This is a genomic window from Vibrio natriegens NBRC 15636 = ATCC 14048 = DSM 759 (genome assembly GCF_035621455.1).
Classification (GTDB): Bacteria; Pseudomonadota; Gammaproteobacteria; order Enterobacterales; family Vibrionaceae; genus Vibrio; species Vibrio natriegens.
On the sequence record NZ_CP141823.1, the window covers coordinates 708,001 to 730,517 of the forward strand.

The window sequence follows — 22,517 nt, forward strand, 5'->3', positions numbered from 1 at the left end:
GACAATAAAATTCGAGACAAATATCACATAAATTCACGGTTTTTCCACATTTCTGGAGTGGGTGGTCAAAATGAAAGCACAAATAGTTAAAGAGACCGAAGCAGCACAAACCAACGTCATCACTGATGAATCAAAGCGCACCATTTATCGCGCATGCTTGAGTGCATTGATGATTGTTGCAATCAGCATTGTTGTTAATCTAAGTATTCGCCTCGATTACGTTGTATTAGATTCAAGTCTGGGTGAGTTATCGATTACGGAATCACTTCAGTTAGTCATGCTGGCAATTGCATCATGGTCATTTTTCAGCTTATCGAAACATACTCCTGAGTTGAAACACGCTGCAATCCTGATTTCTGGCTTTTTTGCTGTACTCATGATTCGTGAAATGGATTACTGGATGGATATGATTCATCACGGTTCTTGGGTATTTCCTGCGCTAACTGTTACTGCTTTAGCCTGTGCGAAAGCCTATCAAGGCGGCAAAGGCAGCGTGAATGAGATGGCGAGAATCCTAAAAAACCCACACATGAAGCTATTAATCGGCTCAGTTGTGCTATTGCTTGTTTTTTCACGTCTTTACGGAATGGGCAGCTTTTGGCGCCATGTGATGGATGAAAGCTACGTTCGCGACGTGAAAAATATCTCTGAAGAAGGGATTGAGCTACTGTGCTACAGCTTGATTGCCCTGAGCGCATTCCGCACCCGTGGTGAAATTAAAGCGCAGACTCAGGATCGATAGTTCGGTTCATTGCGGTTAAGAGCGGGTGTATGATATCTAAAGCTTGCTGAACCACGTCTAAATTATCATCAAAGGCTGTCATTGCGACGGCCTTTTTTATTTCCTGAATATTCTGCAAGGATTCATGGTCTAGAGGGAGCATCTCTAGTTTTTCTATCGCGGTTTGAGCAATATGCAACGGCTTCGCTCTTACAGCAGCTAAGCCTCGGCTAAACACTCCGCGAATCGCGCCTTCTAAATAAACTCGGTAGGTTGTCAGCTCATCAAGCAGTAAAAACGCTTGGGCTGATGCTCCATGATGCGGGTATGGCACGCTAATGTGCTTATCAATATCTAAAGCAATACTAAGCTCCAGCCCCATTGAAGCGCTCTGTGTTTTAAGCACCCTCAATAACCCCTGTTCATCCATTAAGGTTTGAATTTCTATAATTCGTTCCAGATGATAGTCGTTAGAAACAAGGGTCACTTTAATCGGGAATTGATGATACTCAGCAGCCTGAAATAAGCCGCTATGACACAACTCTTCCGCCGCATACCTCATGTTCTGAAAGGTATTTAAAGAACGATTTTCAATTAGAATCTGACTTTTCGGGAATGGCTGTGAGAGTGAATGATTGAGTGTCTGGAAATAACTGAACATCGCATCCGCCTCTGCGATATCTTGCCCTTGAGTTTTGCCGCCACAAAATAAGATTGCCGTATTTTCTACAGACAATGAGCCAAGGGAACTGACGAGCGCTTGCACTCTTGAAATCCCTTCCGGGCTTAGTTTGTTCTTGACGAGACGCTTACCGAGAACAATAACCACATTGTCTAATTTCATACTACGATCTCTATTAATTTCTCGGCTGCTTAGCGCCTGAGTTGGCAATAATATAAAAATCTTCTTTGCCAACTGCCTCCTAGGGATTAACATCCGATTAACAGTCATACTCTAGAGACCTATGAAAGGTCCACTGCTAAAGGAAGTCAATAATGCTGTCGATTTTCGATATTTTTAAAGTTGGTGTCGGACCTTCAAGTTCCCACACTAACGGTCCAATGCTCGCCGGGTTCAACTTTACTCAGTTACTTCAAGACTCTATGGCGAAAGTGCATAGGGTTCAAGTAGACTTGTATGGTTCGTTATCACTAACCGGCAGAGGTCACCATACTGACAGAGCCACTGTACTGGGCTTAATGGGTAATAAACCCGATAACATCAAAATGACCAGTGCGAAAAGCGCACTTCAACATACCATCGAAACCAATACTTTATTGCTAGCCGGAACTCGCGAAATTACCTTTAGCTACGATCATGACATCGTATTTCATAGCGAAAACCTCCCTTTGCATGAAAACGGCATGACAATCACTGCATTAGATGAATCTGGCGAACAACTTGCGTTCGAGATTTATTACTCCATTGGTGGTGGATTTATTGCAACCGCAGACGAGCTGGAAAATGGTGCGCAGCAAGCTGAGGTTGAAGTCCCATTCCCATTTAAATCAGCCGATGAGATGCTCGAGAAAGCGGAAGCAAACGGCTTTAGTTTAGGTGGAATGATTCTTCAGAATGAATTGGCGTTTCGTGACGAAGAAGAGGTCAACCAAAGAGCGGAACAGATCTGGAAAGTGATGTCTCTGTGTATGCAGCGTGGTTTTGATACTGAAGGTATTCTGGAAGGCGGACTCAATGTCACACGTCGAGCTCCGAACCTATTGAAGAAACTGGAAGCAAACGCAGCGGTTGAAAATGATCCAATGGAGATCATGGACTGGATTAACTTGTTTGCTTTCGCAGTGAGTGAAGAAAATGCCGCAGGTGGACAAGTCGTCACTTCTCCTACGAACGGCGCAGCGGGCGTTATTCCTGCCGTGTTAATGTATTACCACCGCTTTATCAAAGAGCTAGACATCAAACAGCTCAAGGACTTCCTCGCCGTCGCAGGTGCAATTGGCATTTTGTACAAAACCAATGCTTCTATTTCCGGTGCCGAAGTAGGTTGTCAGGGTGAAGTAGGTGTCTCTTCGTCTATGGCAGCAGCAGGCTTAACGGCTCTGCGAGGCGGTAGCAACGAACAAATTTGTATTGCTGCAGAGATTGCAATGGAACACTCTCTCGGCATGACTTGCGACCCTATTGGTGGGCTGGTTCAGGTACCTTGTATTGAACGAAATGCAATGGGTGCAATGAAAGCGATTAACGCATCCCGAATGGCATTAAAGAGAACAAGCAAGTGCCTAATTTCTCTGGATAAAGTTATCGAAACCATGTACCAAACGGGCAAGGACATGAACAAGAAATATCGCGAGACTTCTTTGGGTGGTTTAGCGGTAATCCATATGGCACCACCATGTGAATAAGCGCAGCGTCGCAGCTTAAGCAGAAACAAAAAATACCGCGTTAATCGCGGTATTTTTCTATTTAGATATCTAGCAAAAACCTGGGATAGGACAATTAATCCGTTACCGTTTCCCGAATACTGGTTAGATACTCTGACGTAACCACTGGGTAAAGGCTTGTACATGTGGTTTGTCTGTCCCTCTGACAATCATCCGATGAGCACCTTCGCTAGGCATGCTCCAGGAGCCTATCTGTATTAATGTACCTTGAGCGAGCTCATCCTCGACCAGAAAGTCTCTGACCAAAAGCACACCGAAGTGATTAATCGCCGCCTGAATCGCAAGCAGTGAGTGCTCAAACTCTGCAACGGGATTAGTGAACTTTGCTTGGTGACCTTGATATTTCATCCAAACTTGCCACGACTCATGATAACCACTGGTGGAAATTTTAGGTGCCTTCGCAAGATCAGCTAGCTCGATAATTGGGTTCAGGTGCAAGAAACCCGGGCTCGCAACAACAATCCAATGTTCTTCTGTCAGTTGAATCGAGTCCTGTGACAACCAATCCCCATAACCATTAATGATCTCAACATCAGAAACAGCACTGGCGTTAGGCACAATATTGGCTGTTGTCGATATTTTTAGAGACACTTCGGGGTGCTGACGATGAAAGTCAGCCAACCTTGGTATTAACCATTGTGAACAAAAGCTATGAGCGACATGTAAGTTAAGCTGCGCGGTGTTCTGACGAGAAAACAAATGCTGAGTAGTCACAGAAAGCGTTTGAAAAACATGACTTACCACAGGGAGATACTCTTTTGCGGCTTGTGTAAGTACCAATTGAGAGCCTTTACGCTCGAATAACGTCGCATTAAGCAGAAGCTCCAGAGATTTTACCTGTTGGCTGACCGCGGCTCGGGTAACACTCAGCTCTTGTGCAGCTTTAGTAAAACTCAGTTGCCTCGCCGTTGCTTCGAATGCTTTAAGGGAATTGAGCGGCGGCAGGTTTTGCATAGCATTCTCCAATTACGCTGAGTGAAAGATGCTATGAAACAACGATGACAATTTGATGAAAGGGTTGCTATTTTATCCAGTTGCTACTTCCAGAATCAAAAAAGCCAGCGACATGCGCTGGCTTTGAAGATACGTTGACTAAAACAGCAAATTATTCTGCTTGTTCAGTCGTTTCGTATTTGAATTCTGGAACAACGACTTCTACACGACGGTTCATTTCACGGCCAGGACGTGTATCGTTGCTAGCAACTGGGTTTGCTTCACCCATGCCTTTCACAGTCATACGTTCTGCAGTAATACCCTGAGCTTGGAACTCGTTAGCAACCGCTTGAGCACGTTTTTCTGTAAGCTGTTGGTTGTACTCAGCAGTACCTGTTGTATCACTGTAACCCGTAATCTCTACTTGAGCTTGTGGGTAAGTGTTCATTACATTAATTGTCTCAGATAATGCTGAAGTATCTTTCACTTCTGCACTTTCAAGACCAAATTGTACTGTTGTAGTTTGTGCTGGGTATACATGCTCAACAATGTTTGTTGCCGGACGAGTTTCTACCACTTCTTCCTGAACCACTGGCTCAGAACCGAATTTGTAGTTAAAACCAATACCGTAGTAGTCTGCATCCATGTCATCAATGATGTCGTCAGACATATCTTGGTAACGTTGGTATTCAGCACGTAGGCTCCAGTTGTAGTTGATTTGGTATTCAGCACCTAGAGAGCCTGTAGGAACGAAGTCTTTTTCGTCACCAGCCATCATGTATGCAGCACCTACTTTCGCAAACAGGTTCCAAGAATCCGTCAACGGAAGGTTGAATTTAGGCGCTAGAGTCAATGCCCAAAGCTCGCCATCAACGGTGTTTTTGCCTGCTTTGTTGAAGTTTGCTTTGAAATCACCTAAGTAATCAACACCGTACTCTGCATCAATGTAGTCATTGAAGCTGTAGCCAAGATGCATTGACGCTGCAAAGCTATCATCATCACATGAGGTATCCAGGTAACACGCGTCGTTAAGAGCGTTGTAACCTAGCTTACCGCCGATGTAAGTGTCTGCAAGCGCAACGTTAGAGATAACACCACCAGCAAGTACAGTAGCCACTGCAAAAGCAATTTTTTTCATTCTTTTTTCCTATTTGTTGTATACCGAGCCACACATCAAACGCGAAGGAGTGCGTTATCAATATGAGGCAGCAACTTTCTCTTTATTATTTGAGACAACCTAGCTAAATAACACCGGAATAAAGTAAATGTGGTGTTCATCACCAATGCCAAAAAACATGTCATCATTCATATTCACGCATGTGTTCTAACCACTTGCATGAGAAAAAATAATGCATCTGCATTGATATAGCCATAATCAACTCAGTGCGCAGAATATCATATCTTTTCCTTAAATGTGTGACAAAATTCACATTAATTTGTAAATTTCTTATTATTAAGATTCTATTTATAAGGCATTGATCGAATGGAAATATTTACCAATTGACAAGTAGATACAAACAAAAAAGCAGCTCATCTAGGATGAACTGCTTATGTGTTCGATTGATTTTAGGGAACTAAACCAATTAAATATTGTCAACAACCGCTAACGTTGCTGCCAACACATCTTGGCCAAATAGCACACTACGTTCAGGTGACCAACCATACAGCGGATCAGGGTGGTTATTGTTGTCTTTAAATGGCATCTCTATGGTGTAAGACAAACATTTAAATTGCTCTGCAACCCAATTTGATCCAACAGTTAAGTTTGCTTTACCAGGTTCGTCTTTATCGTAACCCACTTCATCTTGAAACTCTGGCGTAATGGTGAGCAGCGCTTGCTTAAACGAATGCTCCAGAGCCGCCAAACTTTCATCATAAGATGGAATGCCTTCAGAACCCGCGACAAAGTTGTATGGCAGTGCTTCGTCTCCATGAATATCCAGGAACATATCGACACCAGTTTCCAGCATTCGCTGGCGGACTAAAAAGACTTCTGGGCTCTTTTCCATTGAAGGAGTTTGCCACTCACGGTTTAGGTTTACACCGACCGCATTCGTACGCAGATGGCCACGAATACCGCCATCAGGGTTCATGTTTGGTACAACGTAAAGTACCGCTTTCTCAAGAAGAGCTCGCGCGACTGTATCGTTGTCATCCAGCAAACGCTGAATCATGCCTTCCATGAACCACTCTGCCATCGTTTCGCCTGGATGCTGACGTGCGATCATCCAAATTTTCTTTTTGCCCTCGTCTGGCTCGCCAAAAGTCAGCAGGCTCATGTCATTGCCATCCACCGTGTGACCTAGAGTCTCCAGCTGACAATGATGTGCGCTTTGTGCCATGTGTAATAAATCAAGATGACGGTCGTAAGTGTAAGGCGCGAAATAAGCAAAGTAGATTGAGCCACGTTCTGGAATAACCGTAAATGTGAGCGTATCGCCATCAAAGTCCGCAGGTACACGGAACCACTCTTCACGATCATAAGATGCCACGACATCGTAGCCTTGCCATCCTTCTGGGTAAGCAGATTTCGCCAAGTCTAACAACTTAATGGTATGTGACTGTTCAGCTTCAGTCTCTAAACGGAAGTGGAACCATTGGTAGAATTCCGACATGTTATCGTTGGGGATCTTAAGTTGGATGTCGTTTTTATCATCCGCTTTCACTACGTGAATGCTACCGCTATCGAAGTTGCTGAATATTTTCATTCTATTACTCACCTTTTGAATCTGAGCTTGAAAGACAGAGGCTAACACAGGGCTAAAGTGTCCCCCTATTATTTTCACTTCAAAGTTTATTGTTTGTGGCTGAAGTCATCAGTTTAGTCGAGCTTATCGGCTTTGCCTGCTGGTCCTGCGAGTTTTGCCAGCCATTTATCCCAAACTCTAACTTTCTCTTCGTTATCTTCTGCTGCTTCTTTTCGGCGAACGGCATTACGAACAGTCATGGCTCCAATCCAGCGAAGTGGCTCTGGTGGGAAGTGGCCCAACGGACCTTTAGCCAAACCACTGCGAGCCCAGTCGTTATCTAACCCAAGCACCAAAGACGAGAGAATTTTGCCTCCCATCCGGGTTTGCGCCACACCATTGCCAGAGTAACCAAATCCATAAAAAATATTAGTCTGGTTATCCAGTTGGCCAAAAAACGGAAAACCCGTTGTGGAACGGTCTGAGCCCCCCGTCCAGGAATAGTCAAAATCGCTCGCTTTCAAATCAGGAAAGAGCTTATCAAACGACTTTCTAAGCAGGTTTTGATACTGAGTTGGCTTACCAAACATGGTGTCGACTCGGTTGTTAAAGGAGAACTGGTTCCCCCCTTTTCCAAGCATCAGACGGCCATCCGGTGTATCTCGATAATAATGAACAAAAATACGAGAATCCAAAACGCTGGAACCTGCTCTCCATCCACTTTGAGATAGCTCATCACCCAACGGTTTCGTGATGACCATATCAGAGGAGACCACAACGATGCTGTTCCGGAACTGTTTAAACTGTTCAACCATCCAAGCATTAAGCGCTAACACTACCTGCTTAGCTTTGATGGTTGCTTGTGGCGTGCGAATGATCGCTGGCTGACCATATTCCAGTTGAACCATCGGTGTGTTTTCGTAAATTTCTATCCCCATGTCTATCGCCACCCGACGCAGCCCTCTGGCAAGCAATGCAGGCTGTACGCTCGCAGCAACAGGTGAGTGATACCCTTCGAGATGAGCCGAGGAGCCAGTGTTCGCTTGCAGTTCATCCTCATTGCATTTTCGCCAGCTACTTACTCCAAGACGCGTTAATTCATCTACTACTGGCTTCATTCCACCAGCTTGTGCTGAGTTAGTCGCGGTGTAATACACACCTTTTAACGACAACTGAGCATCAATCGCATAACGTCGGCAAAACTCGTCAATTTCAAGCACGACCCGCTCTGACTCTTGTACCAACCAGGTGGCGTGTTGTTCGCCAAAAAGACGCTTCAGGGTTGGGTATTTGGTTGACCAGGTCAGCATGCACCCGCCATTCGCTCCAGAAGCCCCACTCCCGCAGAGACTTTTATCGATAACAGTAATGCGTTTTTCCGGAGCTTGCTCCTTAAGCATTATCGCTGTCCACATCCCAGTGAAGCCTCCACCAACGATGAGTACATCAGTTTCAAGATCGTCAGCTAGTGCAACAGCAGGTTGAGGGTTTTCGATTTCGAGCGCTTGCTTAAACCAGTAAGAAGGGTGAGTCATACGTATCCTCATTTAAAATTCAAAGTCGAAAAGTGAAAGTCATCAGTCATGTTTAGATATGACTTCACTTTACAAACGATGCGTATTTTCAACGAGCTAGAAAATCTATCGCTCAGCGATAGAAAAAGTTGCGCGGTGTGGCAAGTAAAAATAGTGAACGCGTCATTTATGACCAAGGCATATAAGCCATCGTTTCAATAGAAAGTCAAAACCAGACCACAAAGTATCAGTACCACACCAACCCCTCGGGAGAGATACCACCGCTCAGCAAGCAGCCAAACGCCCATCAGCAAACCAAAGACGATACTGATTTGGCGCAGAGCCACAACTAAGCTCACGTTGTCAGTCATCGTCATCGCAAACAGCACTAATCCGTAAGTCGATGCCATCATAATACCAGCCATGCTCGCACTTTTTCGAATTTGCCATGCCTTGAGTAACTCTGACAGATTGCCAGTGATCAGACACCAAAGCACAACAGGTAAGCCCATAGCCCAGAACTGCGCGCCAAGATAGAAAATCGCACTATATTGATCATGAATAACAGCCGAAACTTGCTGAGTGAGTAGGTTCAAAGCTTCCTTATCCATCAAAGAGTAACCCGTCGTGCCAATTGCAGCGATCAGCGCCCAGAACACACCAACACTAAGATAAGAAGCCAAAGTGACCTGGCGAATATGCGTCAACGGTACCAAGATGCAGCCAAAGGTGATCAACACAAACCCAAGCCATTGTTGAGACGAAAGCGCATGGCCGAGTGCAACACTGAATGCACCAACCATCATGACTGGCAAAGCGCGGGCAATCGGATAAATCACACCAACATCGGCATGTTTGTAAGCAATGATCAAACCGACCAAGTAAACAATTTGCGCCAGCCCGCTAAAGGTCAACATTCCCCAGAATTCTGCGGGCAGTGAAGCCCAACCGATCGTCGTCAAATACCAAATCAAATAAGGAGTAAGAACGCCACACGCAGACAGGCTTGCGGCCATCGTAAATGCCAAGCCTGACCCAGAACTGCTTTTGCCCAGAATATTCCAGCCCGCATGCAAAACTGCTGAAAACACAACGAGCACGATTGCCAAGAAATCCATTTAAGTTTCCTGTTGAGATAAAACAAAGGCTCCGAGATGGAGCCTTTGAAAATGAGATAAGCGGAGGTTAGTGATTGAGCTCTGCAATGGACTCAATACTGATGGCGTCATGGCGCCAATACTCAATATCGCAGTCGATCAACTCGCCATGCTGGTTGTAATTAGTACGCTCAACAACCATAGCTGGAGTACCTGATGTCGCTCTTAACGCTTGCGCGACTTCACCAAGAAGTGTGCTGGTAGAAATTCGATAACGCGTTTTTTGATACACCACACCAAAGTGCTCACGATAAATATCGGTAAGTGAGTTGGTAAGGTCGAAACTCAATAAATTGGGAAAGATCTCTGGGCGAATGTAGTTAGTCACATACACCACTGGCCTGTCTTCCAAATATCGAACGCGGTCGACTCGATAGACATCAGAAAACGGCTGCAACTGTAACAATCGCGCAGATTGCTTATTGGCCAGAGTGCCTTTTGCCGCAATCAGCTCGGTTTTAGGCACGCGATTTTGCGCTTTCGCCATGTTTGGGAAATTAAGTGTTTGGGTTGGATCGTAGCGTAGTGGCTCAGGTGAAATAAACCAGCCTCTACGATCTTCGCGATAAATTCGCCCTTCGGCTTCCAATAACGACAACGCTTCTCGTAACGTAACTCGTGTTGTGTCGAACGACTCCGCCAGCTTGCGTTCCGCAGGCAGTTTTTGACGAGGCGAAAGCATGCCCGCTTCAATCTGTTCAACAATCGAATCTTTAATTTTTACGTACTGCACGAGGTGTCCTTATCTTTTACGCCAAGCCTGTGTGCGATTTTCTAACAACTTACCCAACGTCATCTGCACGATCTTCGCGATTGCGGCTGACATCATGATCATCACCGCCATCGCGGCGGCAGCGCCTGTTTGGCCCGCGTCATCCATATTCAGAATCGATACCGAAGCAGGGATCGTATCCGTTGAGTATAGGAATACTACCGCAGAAGTGGTGGTCAATGCATTAACAAACAAGTACGTAGCAATGTCCAGCACGGCAGGCATACAAACTGGCAACGTCACTTTGAAAAACAACTTGTACTGAGGCAGTTTTACCGACGCAGCCGTCGCTTCTATTTCTGAAGGCAGTTGCTTGAGAGCGGTTAAGGCTGTCATGTGACCAACCGTGTAATAATGCACCACGGTATTAATAACCAGGAATGCCATCGTGCCGTAAAGCACATTCAACGGGTTGTTCACATCGTTAAAGTAAAAGATGTAGCCCAAACCCAGAACCATTCCCGGCACCGCCATCGGCACGACGCTCAGCATCTGCATCGCCTGACGGACGGTACCAAAAGCACGTCCTTTCTCAATGCTGTAAGCACCGACAAAAATGACTGCTGTACCAATCACCGCTGTCCAACCCGCCAAAGTGAGAGAGTTAAAGAACGGGCTCCAGCCATAAGTGCTCATCTCGGCAAAGTTGTAGTTATTCAGCGTTAGCGCTTTGTTCCACGGCCAAAACGTTACTAAGGAACCGTAAACCGCCATACCAAGCACGGCGAGTACAGCAACAGAAATCAGAGAGCAATATAAAAAACACAGACCATCGCGCGTTTTGTTTGGCTCCGGTTGATAGGGCACAGAACGCGTATCAAACAAGCTTTTTTGCTTTTTCTGCACCCAGCGATCCGCGCCAAATGCCAATACCGCAGGGAACAACAGCATAATGCTGGTTACTGCCCCCATGGCGAAATTCTGCTGGCCCACCACTTGTTTGAAGATATCCGTCGCCAGAACGTTGTAACTTCCCCCTATCACTTTCGGCACACCAAAATCGGTAATAACTAAAGTAAATACAACAATCAGGGTACTGATCAAACCGTATTTCGCCGCAGGTAGCGTCACCATAAAAAAGGTTTTCATTGGTGAGGTTTTCAGAGCGCGAGCCGCTTCATACAGACGTGCATCCGAAGTGCGCAGAGATGTGGTCAGAATCATCAAAGCATGAGGGAACGTCCAGAAGATCAAGCCCATTGAGATACCAATAACACCATATATTGAGTGGCCACCAAGTAGCTCTTTCGCAATACCTTGATTACCAAAAAGAAAGATCAAGCTGATCGCTGGTAAAAGCGACGGCGCAAGAATCGGCGCGGTACCTAATATTTGAAACAAACCTTTTAACGGCATGCATGAGCGAGTCAGTGCGTAAGCATAACCAAACGCCAGTAAGCCAACCACCGCTGTCACAACCAGACCTAACGTAAAAGTGTTACCAACGGAAACCCACAGGCTTGAGGAAGAAAAGTAACTCGCAAAGTTAGCTAACCCAACGAATTCCCCATCGCTGTTTTGCACACTTTTAGTCAACATCGCCCACAGCGGCATCAAGATGAACAAGATCATCATCGTCGAGGTAGCCGCTAACAATCCAAACAACACGAGATTGTCACGGCTAATACGTCCCACCAATGATTTCGCTTTGTCTTGAGTAGTCAGGCTATTCATTGTCATTGTCTTTGCATCCATGTTGCACCTACGCCGCCAACGCTTTTTTGAAGGCTTTACCCTTGGAAGGAATGGCATAGGCGTGTAAGCCGGTTTCCGAGAACTGGATATAACGAACATCACCGATACGAATATTGAGGTTTTGCACGGTTTCCACTGGTACATCAACAACGATAGGCTTCGCCTGGCCATCGTTCTGCAGTTCGCAATCTACTCGGAAAAACGCCCCCAAAAACTCGCTTGCTGTAATGCGAACCGGAAGCGAATTACGGTAGTTTTCAACAAACTTGATATTCTCAGGACGCACAGCCAGATCAAAACGGTCACCGCGTTTAATCTCGTAATTCGTTAAATTTGGTAGTGGTAACAAAGTCTCTGCAATACGTACCTGAGACTCAGTAACGACGGATGTCTCAATGAAGTTCATGCTGCCGACAAACTCGGCCACAAAACGCGTCGCTGGCATTTGATAAATCTCTTGCGGCGTCCCTACCTGCTCAATCACACCATGATTCATCACGACAATTCGGTCTGCCATCGACAACGCTTCGTCCTGATCATGGGTCACCATAATGGTGGTAATTCCCAGTTTGCGTTGCAGCTTACAAATTTCATCACGTAAGTGAACACGCACTTTCGCATCCAACGCAGATAAAGGCTCATCAAGCAGCAGCAGACCGGGAGATAAAGCGAGTGCACGCGCTAAAGCAACACGCTGCTGCTGACCGCCCGACAATTGGTTAGGGAATTTCTGGCCCGAAGTGGGTAATCCTATTGTCTGAAGCCACTGATCAACTTTCTCCAGGGCGTCTTTGGTCGACATGCCTTGGTTCTTCAAACCCATCGCAATGTTTTCTTGAACAGTCAGATTAGGGAACAGCGCGTAAGACTGAAATACGATGCCAAAGTCACGCTTTTCTGGTGGTAGAAATGTCGTCTCTTGACCGTTTTGAAAGATCGCACCAGACGTTGGCAAATCTAAACCCGCAATTGCGCGTAACAAGGTTGTTTTACCGCAGCCTGACGGGCCTAAGAAACAGACGAACTCGCCCTTTTTGATCGCCAGCGAGATTTGCTTTAATGCAGTGAACTGTCCAAATTGTTTCACTACATTTTCAATGTTCAGATAAGGTTGGTTAGTTGACATAACACACTCTCCAAATGGTATATACCAATTTTAGATTTGGAGTGTTACGTTCCAATGACAAATTTATAGCCAGAAGATGACAAACTGATGAAAGCCCTCAATTTACACGCTTAAATCCAGACTCATCTTGAAATACGGGATGTCGGATTTATAAAAGCGTTCACCCTCTTTCTGTAATCCAAACTTCTGATAAATCCCTAGCGCAGACTCACGAGCGTCGCACCAAAATATTTCTGCGTTTAGCACTTTGGCATCCGCGATCATGGTCTCCAACATCAATGAGCCTAATCCCCTCCCTTGCAGACTTGGGGATACAGCAAATTTCCTTAACCTTGCCGAACCTTCACTAAAAAATACGGAAGCGACACCCACCAAATACCCATCAACATACCCGCCGTAATGATAGCCAGATTCATCCTCTGCCACCTTGCAAAAATCAATGCTTTGAGTTGGCCATAGAACCTGTTGCCGAAGCTGGAGTGTCTGCTCCGCATTAATTCGTTGGATTTCCATTCGCTTCCTCTTTTCTATGCGTGTATCCGGCCATTAATGTGCCTTTACTTTGCACAAGATGCAAAAAGGGAGAGCAATCGCTCTCCCCAGTAAAATCCTGTATGCGCAGAATATTACGATTTTGGCTCTGATTTCGCGTCAAATTTCTCAGACCATGCCGCTAGAATTTCTGCACGCTTACTGCCCATTTGTGCAAAGTCCATCTTCGCCATGTTTTCTTGAACATTCGGGAAATTAGATACCGTCGCTTTCACGTCTTTGTGAGCGACAACAGGGTACATTTCTACGTATAGCTCATTCGCTGCTTTCGAAATGGACCAGTCAACCACGCGCTTCGCCGCATCTGACTCTTTAACCAGACCTACCGCTTCTGATTCCCAGCCGATGCCTTTCGGAGTAATCACTGACAAAGGTGCGCCCTGAGTTTTCAGCTTCGCACCACGGCTTGCCATAGAGATACCGATAGCCACTTCGCCCATACCCGCCTGAACACATGGCTTAGAACCAGAGTGTGTGTAGTGAGCAATGTTTTTGTCTAGGTCACGCATGTAGTTCCATGCCTGATCTTCACCCATATTTTGTAGCCAAGCAGAAACCTGCATGTAACCTGTGCCAGAAGATGCAGGGTTCGGCATGGCAATGTGACCTTTATAAATTGGCTTAGTGAGGTCTTCCCAAGACGTTGGCTTAGGCAGGTTAAGTTGTTTGGCAACCGCTTCGTTGAAACAAACTGCGTTAAAGAACGCATCGTTACCGAACCACGCTTGATTGGATTGTGGGTCATTAAGGTTCGCATGAAGATCCGCCAAGCCTGCAGGCTGGTAAGCCTTTAACAGGCCTTCTTCTTTCAGTAGTGCCATTGACGATCCAGCAAGACCCCACACGACTTCTGCCTGAGGATTATTCTTTTCTGCCAGCAATTTCGCCGTCATGATACCTGTTGAGTCGCGAACCCACTTAATCTTGATATCTGGGTTGTCTTTCTCAAACGCAGACTTGTATTTAGCAAGAATGTCTGTTTCGAAAGCGGTGTAAACCGTCACTTCCTGTGCAGCCATTGCATTCGTAGCTAGCAGAGATACAAGCGCAGCCAGCGATCCTTTCATCAAACGGTTTTTCATCATTTTCTCCAGTTAATTTGGCTAAGTATTCATTTTGGTCTGTACCAGTTGACGTTCATTACCCTACTGACCCAATGTGACGAATTCATGATCGTTAAATGGCAGTTTTACGAAAACTTTCTTCAAATCGCCCTTCTTTTAACCATTAACTTTGGCATATTAAAGTTTTATGAAATTCATCGTTCAACTATTTACGTGCCTTTTTCTCACCTGCTAAAGTTAATTTCATATTTTGGTGTAGACCAGTAAGTTAATTCTGACGGAAAGAGAAATGAAAAACGAATACCTGCTACTGACCCCTGGCCCTTTATCTACCTCTGAAGGCGTGCGTGAAGCAATGTTGAAAGACTGGTGCACATGGGACGATGACTACAATAAAGATATCGTAGAAGTGATCCGCACGAAGCTCGTCAAGCTGGCAACAAAAAAAGACGGCTACACCAGCGTATTAATGCAAGGTAGTGGCACTGCATCGGTAGAAGCAACCATTGGTAGCGCGATTGGTAAAGATGGCAAACTGCTTGTCGTCGACAATGGTGCCTATGGTGCTCGCATCGCTCAAATCGCCGAATATCTGAATATTCCATGCCATGTGGTTTCCCCTGGCGAAACATCACAGCCACACTTGAACGAAGTGGAAACTGCATTGGCATCGGATCCTACTATCACGCACGTGGCGATTGTTCACTGCGAGACAACCACTGGCATGCTCAACCCTATCGCCGATTTTGCATCGGTCGCGAAAGCGCACGGTAAAGTCGTCATTCTCGATGCCATGTCGAGCTTTGGTGGCATTCCAATGGATATCGCCGATCTTGGTATCGACTTTATGATCAGCTCAGCGAACAAGTGCATTCAAGGCGTTCCGGGCTTCGGTTTTGTGATTGCAAAGCAGAGCGAGCTTGAAAAATGCAAAGGCCAGGCACGTTCACTCAGCCTCGACCTTTATGACCAATGGCACTGCATGGAAGTCAACCACGGGAAATGGCGTTTTACTTCTCCGACTCACACTGTGCGAGCTTTCTATCAAGCATTACTAGAATTAGAACAAGAAGGCGGCGTAGAAGCCCGCCATCAGCGATACCAAACCAACCAGAAAACGCTGGTAGCGGGTATGCGTTCACTTGGTTTCGAACCACTACTCAATGACGAGCTACATTCACCAGTCATCACTTCGTTCTACTCGCCAACACACAGCGATTATCAGTTCAAAACGTTCTACATGCGTTTGAAAGAGCAAGGCTTCGTAATTTATCCAGGCAAAGTATCAAACGCAGATTGCTTCCGCATTGGCAACATTGGTGAAGTGTATCCGGTAGATATTGAGCGTCTGATCGGGGCGGTAAAAAACGCGATGTACTGGCAAAACCAACCAGATCAAAAGTTGGCGAGCTGAGATAAATAACGATGAGTCAGAATGTAAAGCCAACGCATTTCCGTAGCGAAGGCGACGTCAATACAACGCCCGCTCGCCAAGTGTGGAATGAATCAATGGACGACGAACGCACGCAAACTCTATTGAAGCGGGACTCCGACGTATTTCTGCATCAAGCCATGTCGACGCCGTGTCTCGATACATTAGAGGCAGCAGAAGGCATCTACATCCAAGATGCTAACGGCAAAAAGTATATGGACTTTCATGGGAACAACGTTCACCAGCTTGGTTATGGACACCCGCATGTTATTGAACGGGTGCAGGAACAAATCGCTAAGTTGCCGTTTTCGCCTCGCCGTTTTACCAACGAAACCGCAATTAAGTGCGCAGAAAAACTGACGCAAATCTGTGGTGGAGAGTTAAACCGCGTTTTGTTTGCTCCGGGTGGAACATCAACAATAGGTATGGCACTTAAACTGGCTCGTCACATCACGGGTAACTATAAAGTGGTGTCACTGTGGGATTCTTTCCATGGTGCATCTTTAGATGCGATTTCAGTTGGTGGTGAAGCCTGTTTTCGTCACGGTATGGGGCCATTAATGGCTGGCGTGGAGCGAATTCCACCAGCGGTTTCTTACCGGGGAGCCCTTCCCTCACCAGATGGTCATGATGTGCATTACGCCGACTACCTTGAGTACGTGATCGAGAAAGAAGGTGGCGTTGGCGCGTTCATTGCTGAAGCGGTGAGAAATACCGATGTTCAAGTGCCAAGTAAAGCCTACTGGAAACGCATTCGGGAAATTTGTGACAAACACAATGTCATGCTGATCATTGATGACATTCCCAACGGCATGGGTCGCAGTGGCGAATGGTTTACTTATCAGGCTTACGATATCGAGCCAGATATTCTGTGTATCGGTAAAGGTTTAGGCGGTGGTTTAGTGCCAATCGCAGCCATGGTCACCAAAGATAAATACAACACGGCTGAGCAAATCTCGATGGGTCACTACACCCATGAGAAAAGCCCTATCGGTTGTGCCGCAGCACTGGCAACCATGGAAGTCATTGAACAAGAAAACCTGCTTGATAAAGCGAAAGCCGACGGCCAATTCATGCGCGAAAAGTTACTCGAGATGAAAGCTAAGTACCCGGTAATTGGCGACGTTCGCGGCATCGGCATGCTGTGGGGGGTAGAACTGGTTACGGACCATGAAACTAAACAGCGCGCATTTGATGAAGCAGAAGCTGTGTTGTACCAATGCCTCAACGATGGCATGAGCTTTAAGGTCTCACAAGGCAATGTGATTCAACTTAGCCCACCACTGGTCATCACTCGCGAACAATTAACGCAGGCGATGGCAATATTTGAAGAAGCCATCGCCAAAGTAAGTAAAGATTTTAACTACCTGTAAGGTCTTCTGACCTTTACGAAACCTACGTTATCCAAAGCGCCAGAGCGCACTTTGACAAGCAATAAAAGGATTGACCATGAGCAACTCACCAATTCAAGCAGTCATCTTTGACTGGGCAGGCACTATCGTCGACTTCGGTTCCTTTGCACCTACCAGCATCTTCGTCGAAGCGTTTAAGCAAGGCTTTGATTTTGATATTAACCTTGAAGAAGCGCGCGAACCAATGGGGCTGGGGAAATGGGACCACATCCAGGCGGTTGGCCGTATTCCTGCGGTTGATAAGCGCTGGAACGAGAAGTTCGGTCGCTCGATGACCAGCGAAGACATCGACGCAATTTACGCGGCATTTATGCCTCTTCAAAAAGCGAAAGTTGCGGACCACGCTGCGCCTATCCTCAACGCAATTGACGTGGTCAACAACCTAAAAGCCAAGGGCATTAAAATCGGCTCTTGCTCTGGTTACCCGCGTGAAGTGATGGACGTGCTTATTCCTGTTGCCGCAGATTACGGTTACCAGCCTGACTACGTAGTCGCAACCGATGACCTGCCACAGGGAGGACGCCCTGCACCATTTATGGCACTGAAAAACGTTATAGAGCTTGGCGTGACAGACGTAAATGCGTGCATCAAAGTGGACGACTCTGCACCGGGTATCTTTGAGGGGCATAACGCTGGCATGTGGACGGTGGGCCTTCTACTTTCGGGGAACGAGGCAGGTCTTACATTTGAAGAGTATCAAGCGGCAGACAAAGAAACGCTAGATGCTGCCCGTGAGAAAGCACGCGCAAAACTTATCAAAAGTTCACCTCATTACTTGGTTGACACTATCGCAGATCTACCAGAAGTGATTGCAGATATCGAGCGTCGTTTGGAAGCTGGTGAGCGTCCTTAATTCGTCTAATAAGCAGAAAAAACGCCCCTCTTTTTAGCGGGGCGTTTCTCTTATTGAGGCTATATTATTGAGACAATAGCTTTCGCGTTGGTTCTTGCTCAGTGTATTCAACCGATTCGTTACCAGATAGCTTATCGACGTCTGCTTGTTCGCCGCTCACTACTAGTACCTGTTGCTTCACCAAAGCATCGACCACTTCAAGGTTATGCTGACGAAGAAGTGCTCTCACTTCGCTTTCTTTCCCCTTGTGATACTTTACAAAGTAACGCGCAGGTTGTTGCTCAGCTTGTTCAAAACGTTCATCCACGAGCGGAAATCCTTGATTGTTCGCCAAGCTGGCCGAACTCAGTCCGATTGCCAATAGTGCGGTAGCACCCACCGCAGACAGAGAAAGTAAGGTCGACTTCTTCATGGCCACTCCTTATTGAAAAGTCAGAGTCCAGCTGTTGATTGTGCCTGTGTCTCTTCTGGCACTGTCTACGGCTTTTAGTTCCCACGAGCCTTGTGATTCAAAACCAGAGAAATCCGCTTGGAAAGTGGTTTTGATATCGTTAGCACTTCCGCCTGTATTGTCATGCAGCACAACTTGTCCACCCGTTGGTGAAGTCAGCGTCACTCGCAGGTCGCCGATGTAAGTATGGCTAATATCAACGTCAATACTCACCGTACCTGAATCACCAGAGCGATCGACATCGAGCGCGCTGATTGCCCCTGATGCTTTGTTATCAGGAATCGCCACAGGATCCGTGTTTGAGTAGCTTGAATCCGAAGCGCTACCTCCGCCATCAGGGCCGTTACAGCCTGCATCCAGGAACAGCTTCGCCGCTTCTGCATTGACTAAGCCGTGGCCAGTACGGTTGTCTCGACCTGCCACATCGATATCTGTCGCGGTTTGAACGAGAGCATTACGCACTTGTGCCGCAGTACACGTTGGGTGGTAGCTCCATACCAAGCCCGCCACGCCAGTCACGTGAGGTGTCGCCATCGATGTACCATTGTAGTACTCGTAGTCTTCACCTGTCGTTGTGGACACAGTGATCTCCTGCCCTACGTAGCCAAGCAGCTCTTGACCAAATGATCGATCAACAGTCACTGATACCATGCGATATGCATTATTCTGGTCAACTAAAAACGGATTTTGTAAACCAGGTAATTCCGTATTACTGTACACAATTGCAGCACTAGCACCTGCATTGTAACAAGCTTGCACAGCGTCCACTTCTGGGTAATTACCTGAAGATTGGTTACCAATACGCTCAGCCAGACAGATTTTTCCTGACATATCACCGCAATTAAAATTACCACCAGAGACATCACAACTTTCTAAGGTAGCCGTCACGGAGCCCGCCACAGGATCCGGTACATAAGACGTGCCGTTATTAATCAAACGATTGTGAGGAACGATACCGCGATCAAACTGGCTTACACCATTAAGAGTGATGTCCGACAGTTTACCCTCACCGACGGTAACGGTAGAAAGGATAGCAACACCCGGTCCGGCGACTTCAACCTGATCCGTCGCTTGAGAAAACGCAGCATGATCATTTTGATTATCAACGGCCGCAATCGACATGACCGAATCGTAAGATGCCGGGTAACTGTGTGCCGTATTGCCATCATTGCCCGCAGCTGCAATAAGAAGAACACCTTGGTCATAAATATCTTGCAGTGCATTTTGCTCGGTTCGGCTAGATTGGCTACCACCGAGGCTCATATTCACCACGTTTGCGCCATTATCTGCACACGTTTGAATCGCTTTGACTAAACCAGAAGAGTAACCCCAGCCAGATTCGTTAAACACTTTCACAATGTGTAGATTGACGTTTTGATTTGGCATGACTCCCTTAACGCCCTCAGTATTTGCAATTGCCGCGATCGTACCTGCAACGTGAGTGCCGTGAGCGTTATTATTCCCTGGGTCACTCCATGAACCCGTACCGCTGTCGTTTGTGCCTGCTACGCGGTTGCCGCTAAGATCGTTATGTGAAAGATCGTATCCAGAGTCGATGATACACACGGTACGATTGCCTGCGTTAAAGTCATCCAACTGCTGAGCATTGACTGCGTTATAGCCCCATGGTGTCGTTTCACTGAGCAAGTAACGCGGAGGATCGACTTCCACATATTCTACATCGCTGCGGTTGCGAAGTTGCGTGAGTTCATCAGCATCGATTTCCACGCTGTAGATAGCACGGTTACCCAGCTTCTCAACTTTTCGTGCTTTTACCTGTTTTAAAACAGATTCTTGTGCTATTCGCGGTCCCCAAAATGCGTTGCCTTGCATGGAAGAACCACCAGCCTCGTCCTCAGTAAACTTGACGATATATTTCTTCGGTAACTTGGATTCATCAAATCCCATCGGTGGTGCCGAATACGCCGACAAAGAAGTCGTTAGCGCAACGGCCAAGGCAGACAATGATAATAAGCCCTGTTTTTTAGTTGTTGTGTAATGCATTTGCTCTATTCCTTATATGAGCTGATTTTTTATTCACTATATCCTCATGAAAAATCACCAACTCGGTGTTCACATGAGAGACTCAGCTATAGCCCATCACCTGAAAATGCCAAATAATTCGGTTCATGAATGTAATTTTTTGTACAAAAGATCATTCAATAAACATTTTCAGTTAGCATTACAAACACAAACAAACACTTATAAAGCAAAGACTTATATAAACAAAAAGTGAATGTTAAATTAATGTTATTAAGTAATTATTCTATATTTTGGTTGCCTTTATCATTTCCATACTGAATGCGTTTTTTGACCATGGTGCCAAAAGGAAAATATTGAATATTCAGATGTTGACTATGTAGAGTTTTTACTCAAGGTTATACATTGTAGTGAGAAAAGTTCTCATTTGATTGCTTTTATAACCCGGTATTTTTCCAATTGCTTGGAACAATAACCAAAACGAGAAGAGTGAAAGATGAAACGAACAATCACACTGTTAACCGCGTTGCTCCCGTTTGCTTCTGCAATCGCTGAACAGCCAGCGTTATCTCCAGAAAAAGTTTCGGCGTCCGAAGTGATCAGTGCGCAAGAAAACCAAACTTACACTTACGTCCGCTGTTGGTATCGCACGAGTTATTCTAAAGATGACGTTGCCACTGATTGGGAATGGGCAAAAAATGAAGATGGGAGTTATTTCACTATTGACGGCTATTGGTGGAGTGCAGTTTCGTTTAAAAACATGTTTTATACCAACACGACTCAAAATGTCATCCGCCAACGATGTGAGTCTACGCTGGATTTAGCTAACGAAAACGCTGATATCACATTCTTTGCCGCTGATAATCGCTTCTCATACAACCATACCATTTGGAGCAACGATGCGGCGATGCAACCGGACCAAATCAATAAGGTGGTTGCTCTGGGGGACAGTTTATCTGACACAGGTAACATCTTTAATGCTTCACAATGGCGCTTTCCTAATCCAAATAGCTGGTTTCTGGGCCACTTTTCAAATGGCTTTGTATGGACGGAATACATCGCGAAAGCCAAAAATCTCCCCCTTTACAACTGGGCTGTCGGTGGCGCTGCGGGTGAAAATCAGTACATCGCACTCACAGGTGTTGGCGAGCAAGTCTCTTCTTATTTAACTTATGCGAAGCTGGCCAAAAACTACAATCCAGCCAATACCTTATTCACATTAGAGTTTGGGTTGAATGATTTCATGAATTACGACCGTAGCGTAGCAGAAGTGAAATCGGACTACGCTGAAGCATTGATTCGCCTGACGGATGCAGGAGCGAACAACTTTTTGTTAATGACGCTGCCAGATGCAACGAAAGCGCCTCAGTTCAAATACTCTACGCCGGAAGAAATCGAAAAGATTCGCGCAAAAGTGTTAGCGATGAATGAGTTCATCAAAGAGCAGGAGAAATATTACAAAGCGCAGGGTTACAACATCACACTGTTTGATACATATGCGCTGTTTGAGGCCCTGACTTCAGCGCCCGAAGATCATGGCTTTGTAAATGCAACAGAGCCTTGTTTGGACATCAACCGCTCCTCTTCAATGGATTACCTCTACTCACATGCGTTACGCTCCGAGTGTGCAAGCTCTGGCGCTGAGAAGTTCGTTTTCTGGGACGTCACTCACCCAACAACCGCAACACACCGCTATGTAGCGGAGAAAATGCTCGAGAGTAGCAATAACTTAGAACAACACCATTTCTAAGCTTTGATAAAA

19 protein-coding genes are annotated in these 22,517 nt (G+C 46.0%); 6 read left to right on the top strand and 13 right to left on the bottom strand.

Features of this window, described 5'->3' with window-relative positions:
* Window positions 1-70 precede the first annotated feature (70 nt).
* Entirely contained in the window at window positions 71-742 is a 672-nt protein-coding gene (locus VER99_RS17690) for a hypothetical protein (protein WP_014233591.1), read from the top strand.
* Here the strand turns inward: VER99_RS17690 and VER99_RS17695 are convergent.
* The gene (locus VER99_RS17695; RefSeq protein WP_024373019.1) at window positions 717-1,565 is read right to left on the bottom strand and encodes a YdcF family protein; all 849 of its coding nucleotides are present in this window, start codon (window positions 1,563-1,565) and stop codon (window positions 717-719) included. The genes VER99_RS17690 and VER99_RS17695 overlap by 26 nt on opposite strands.
* 152 nt (window positions 1,566-1,717) lie before the next feature.
* Here VER99_RS17695 and VER99_RS17700 point away from each other — a divergent pair, with 152 nt between their 5' ends.
* Complete coding sequence (locus tag VER99_RS17700; RefSeq protein WP_014233589.1) at window positions 1,718-3,088, top strand: L-serine ammonia-lyase; 1,371 nt, start codon at window positions 1,718-1,720, stop codon at window positions 3,086-3,088.
* 123 nt (window positions 3,089-3,211) lie between these two features.
* Here VER99_RS17700 and VER99_RS17705 read toward each other — a convergent pair whose 3' ends face one another.
* The 10 genes from VER99_RS17705 to VER99_RS17750 all read right to left on the bottom strand — a co-directional run bounded on the left by VER99_RS17705 (window position 3,212) and on the right by VER99_RS17750 (window position 14,648).
* The gene (locus VER99_RS17705; protein ID WP_020334378.1) at window positions 3,212-4,081 is read right to left on the bottom strand and encodes a LysR substrate-binding domain-containing protein; all 870 of its coding nucleotides are present in this window, start codon (window positions 4,079-4,081) and stop codon (window positions 3,212-3,214) included.
* A 151-nt stretch (window positions 4,082-4,232) separates the two neighbouring features.
* Window positions 4,233-5,198, bottom strand: a complete 966-nt coding sequence (locus VER99_RS17710) for an OmpA family protein (RefSeq protein ID WP_014233587.1) — start codon at window positions 5,196-5,198, stop codon at window positions 4,233-4,235.
* 445 nt (window positions 5,199-5,643) lie between these two features.
* On the bottom strand, window positions 5,644-6,768 hold the full coding sequence (locus VER99_RS17715; protein ID WP_020334376.1) for a M14 family metallopeptidase: 1,125 nt from the start codon (window positions 6,766-6,768) through the stop codon (window positions 5,644-5,646).
* A 113-nt stretch (window positions 6,769-6,881) separates the two neighbouring features.
* Window positions 6,882-8,282: an FAD-dependent oxidoreductase gene (locus VER99_RS17720; RefSeq protein ID WP_020334375.1), complete on the bottom strand. Its 1,401-nt coding sequence runs from the start codon at window positions 8,280-8,282 to the stop codon at window positions 6,882-6,884.
* Between the two features lie 194 nt (window positions 8,283-8,476).
* On the bottom strand, window positions 8,477-9,379 hold the full coding sequence (locus VER99_RS17725; RefSeq protein WP_020334374.1) for an EamA family transporter: 903 nt from the start codon (window positions 9,377-9,379) through the stop codon (window positions 8,477-8,479).
* Between the two features lie 67 nt (window positions 9,380-9,446).
* Window positions 9,447-10,151: a phosphonate utilization transcriptional regulator PhnR gene (gene phnR / locus VER99_RS17730; RefSeq protein ID WP_014233583.1), complete on the bottom strand. Its 705-nt coding sequence runs from the start codon at window positions 10,149-10,151 to the stop codon at window positions 9,447-9,449.
* A 9-nt stretch (window positions 10,152-10,160) separates the two neighbouring features.
* Complete coding sequence (locus tag VER99_RS17735) at window positions 10,161-11,885, bottom strand: putative 2-aminoethylphosphonate ABC transporter permease subunit (protein ID WP_020334373.1); 1,725 nt, start codon at window positions 11,883-11,885, stop codon at window positions 10,161-10,163.
* A 7-nt stretch (window positions 11,886-11,892) separates the two neighbouring features.
* A complete protein-coding gene (locus tag VER99_RS17740; RefSeq protein WP_020334372.1) occupies window positions 11,893-13,011 on the bottom strand; it encodes a putative 2-aminoethylphosphonate ABC transporter ATP-binding protein in 1,119 nt (372 codons plus the stop codon).
* 102 nt (window positions 13,012-13,113) lie between these two features.
* Window positions 13,114-13,524 (bottom strand): GNAT family N-acetyltransferase, encoded by a 411-nt coding sequence (locus VER99_RS17745; RefSeq protein ID WP_020334371.1) that lies wholly within the window; start codon window positions 13,522-13,524, stop codon window positions 13,114-13,116.
* A gap of 113 nt (window positions 13,525-13,637) precedes the next feature.
* Entirely contained in the window at window positions 13,638-14,648 is a 1,011-nt protein-coding gene (locus tag VER99_RS17750; protein WP_024373020.1) for a putative 2-aminoethylphosphonate ABC transporter substrate-binding protein, read from the bottom strand.
* A 268-nt stretch (window positions 14,649-14,916) separates the two neighbouring features.
* Here VER99_RS17750 and phnW point away from each other — a divergent pair, with 268 nt between their 5' ends.
* The 3 genes from phnW (at window position 14,917) to phnX (ending at window position 18,324) form a co-directional block, all read left to right on the top strand.
* Window positions 14,917-16,041, top strand: a complete 1,125-nt coding sequence (gene phnW, locus VER99_RS17755) for a 2-aminoethylphosphonate--pyruvate transaminase (protein ID WP_020334368.1) — start codon at window positions 14,917-14,919, stop codon at window positions 16,039-16,041.
* Between the two features lie 11 nt (window positions 16,042-16,052).
* Window positions 16,053-17,432: an aspartate aminotransferase family protein gene (locus VER99_RS17760; RefSeq protein WP_024373021.1), complete on the top strand. Its 1,380-nt coding sequence runs from the start codon at window positions 16,053-16,055 to the stop codon at window positions 17,430-17,432.
* Between the two features lie 76 nt (window positions 17,433-17,508).
* Complete coding sequence (phnX, locus tag VER99_RS17765) at window positions 17,509-18,324, top strand: phosphonoacetaldehyde hydrolase (RefSeq protein ID WP_020334366.1); 816 nt, start codon at window positions 17,509-17,511, stop codon at window positions 18,322-18,324.
* 64 nt (window positions 18,325-18,388) lie between these two features.
* Here phnX and VER99_RS17770 read toward each other — a convergent pair whose 3' ends face one another.
* Window positions 18,389-18,736 carry a hypothetical protein gene (locus VER99_RS17770; protein ID WP_020334365.1) on the bottom strand — a complete coding sequence of 116 codons (348 nt, stop codon included), beginning with the start codon at window positions 18,734-18,736 and terminating at the stop codon, window positions 18,389-18,391.
* A gap of 9 nt (window positions 18,737-18,745) precedes the next feature.
* A complete protein-coding gene (locus VER99_RS17775; protein WP_020334363.1) occupies window positions 18,746-20,779 on the bottom strand; it encodes a S8 family serine peptidase in 2,034 nt (677 codons plus the stop codon).
* 472 nt (window positions 20,780-21,251) lie between these two features.
* On the opposite strand from VER99_RS17775, the gene VER99_RS17780 reads away from it, so the two are divergent.
* Window positions 21,252-22,505 carry an SGNH/GDSL hydrolase family protein gene (locus VER99_RS17780; protein ID WP_020334362.1) on the top strand — a complete coding sequence of 418 codons (1,254 nt, stop codon included), beginning with the start codon at window positions 21,252-21,254 and terminating at the stop codon, window positions 22,503-22,505.
* Window positions 22,506-22,517 lie beyond the last annotated feature (12 nt).

Coding starts and splice junctions, on each gene's coding strand:
- VER99_RS17690 (WP_014233591.1), top strand. CDS start 71: ATGAAAGCACAAATAGTTAAAGAGACCGAAGCAGCACAAACCAACGTC.
- VER99_RS17695 (WP_024373019.1), bottom strand. CDS start 1,565: ATGAAATTAGACAATGTGGTTATTGTTCTCGGTAAGCGTCTCGTCAAG.
- VER99_RS17700 (WP_014233589.1), top strand. CDS start 1,718: ATGCTGTCGATTTTCGATATTTTTAAAGTTGGTGTCGGACCTTCAAGT.
- VER99_RS17705 (WP_020334378.1), bottom strand. CDS start 4,081: ATGCAAAACCTGCCGCCGCTCAATTCCCTTAAAGCATTCGAAGCAACG.
- VER99_RS17710 (WP_014233587.1), bottom strand. CDS start 5,198: ATGAAAAAAATTGCTTTTGCAGTGGCTACTGTACTTGCTGGTGGTGTT.
- VER99_RS17715 (WP_020334376.1), bottom strand. CDS start 6,768: ATGAAAATATTCAGCAACTTCGATAGCGGTAGCATTCACGTAGTGAAA.
- VER99_RS17720 (WP_020334375.1), bottom strand. CDS start 8,282: ATGACTCACCCTTCTTACTGGTTTAAGCAAGCGCTCGAAATCGAAAAC.
- VER99_RS17725 (WP_020334374.1), bottom strand. CDS start 9,379: ATGGATTTCTTGGCAATCGTGCTCGTTGTGTTTTCAGCAGTTTTGCAT.
- VER99_RS17735 (WP_020334373.1), bottom strand. CDS start 11,885: ATGGATGCAAAGACAATGACAATGAATAGCCTGACTACTCAAGACAAA.
- VER99_RS17740 (WP_020334372.1), bottom strand. CDS start 13,011: ATGTCAACTAACCAACCTTATCTGAACATTGAAAATGTAGTGAAACAA.
- VER99_RS17745 (WP_020334371.1), bottom strand. CDS start 13,524: ATGGAAATCCAACGAATTAATGCGGAGCAGACACTCCAGCTTCGGCAA.
- VER99_RS17750 (WP_024373020.1), bottom strand. CDS start 14,648: ATGATGAAAAACCGTTTGATGAAAGGATCGCTGGCTGCGCTTGTATCT.
- phnW (WP_020334368.1), top strand. CDS start 14,917: ATGAAAAACGAATACCTGCTACTGACCCCTGGCCCTTTATCTACCTCT.
- VER99_RS17760 (WP_024373021.1), top strand. CDS start 16,053: ATGAGTCAGAATGTAAAGCCAACGCATTTCCGTAGCGAAGGCGACGTC.
- phnX (WP_020334366.1), top strand. CDS start 17,509: ATGAGCAACTCACCAATTCAAGCAGTCATCTTTGACTGGGCAGGCACT.
- VER99_RS17770 (WP_020334365.1), bottom strand. CDS start 18,736: ATGAAGAAGTCGACCTTACTTTCTCTGTCTGCGGTGGGTGCTACCGCA.
- VER99_RS17775 (WP_020334363.1), bottom strand. CDS start 20,779: ATGCATTACACAACAACTAAAAAACAGGGCTTATTATCATTGTCTGCC.
- VER99_RS17780 (WP_020334362.1), top strand. CDS start 21,252: ATGAAACGAACAATCACACTGTTAACCGCGTTGCTCCCGTTTGCTTCT.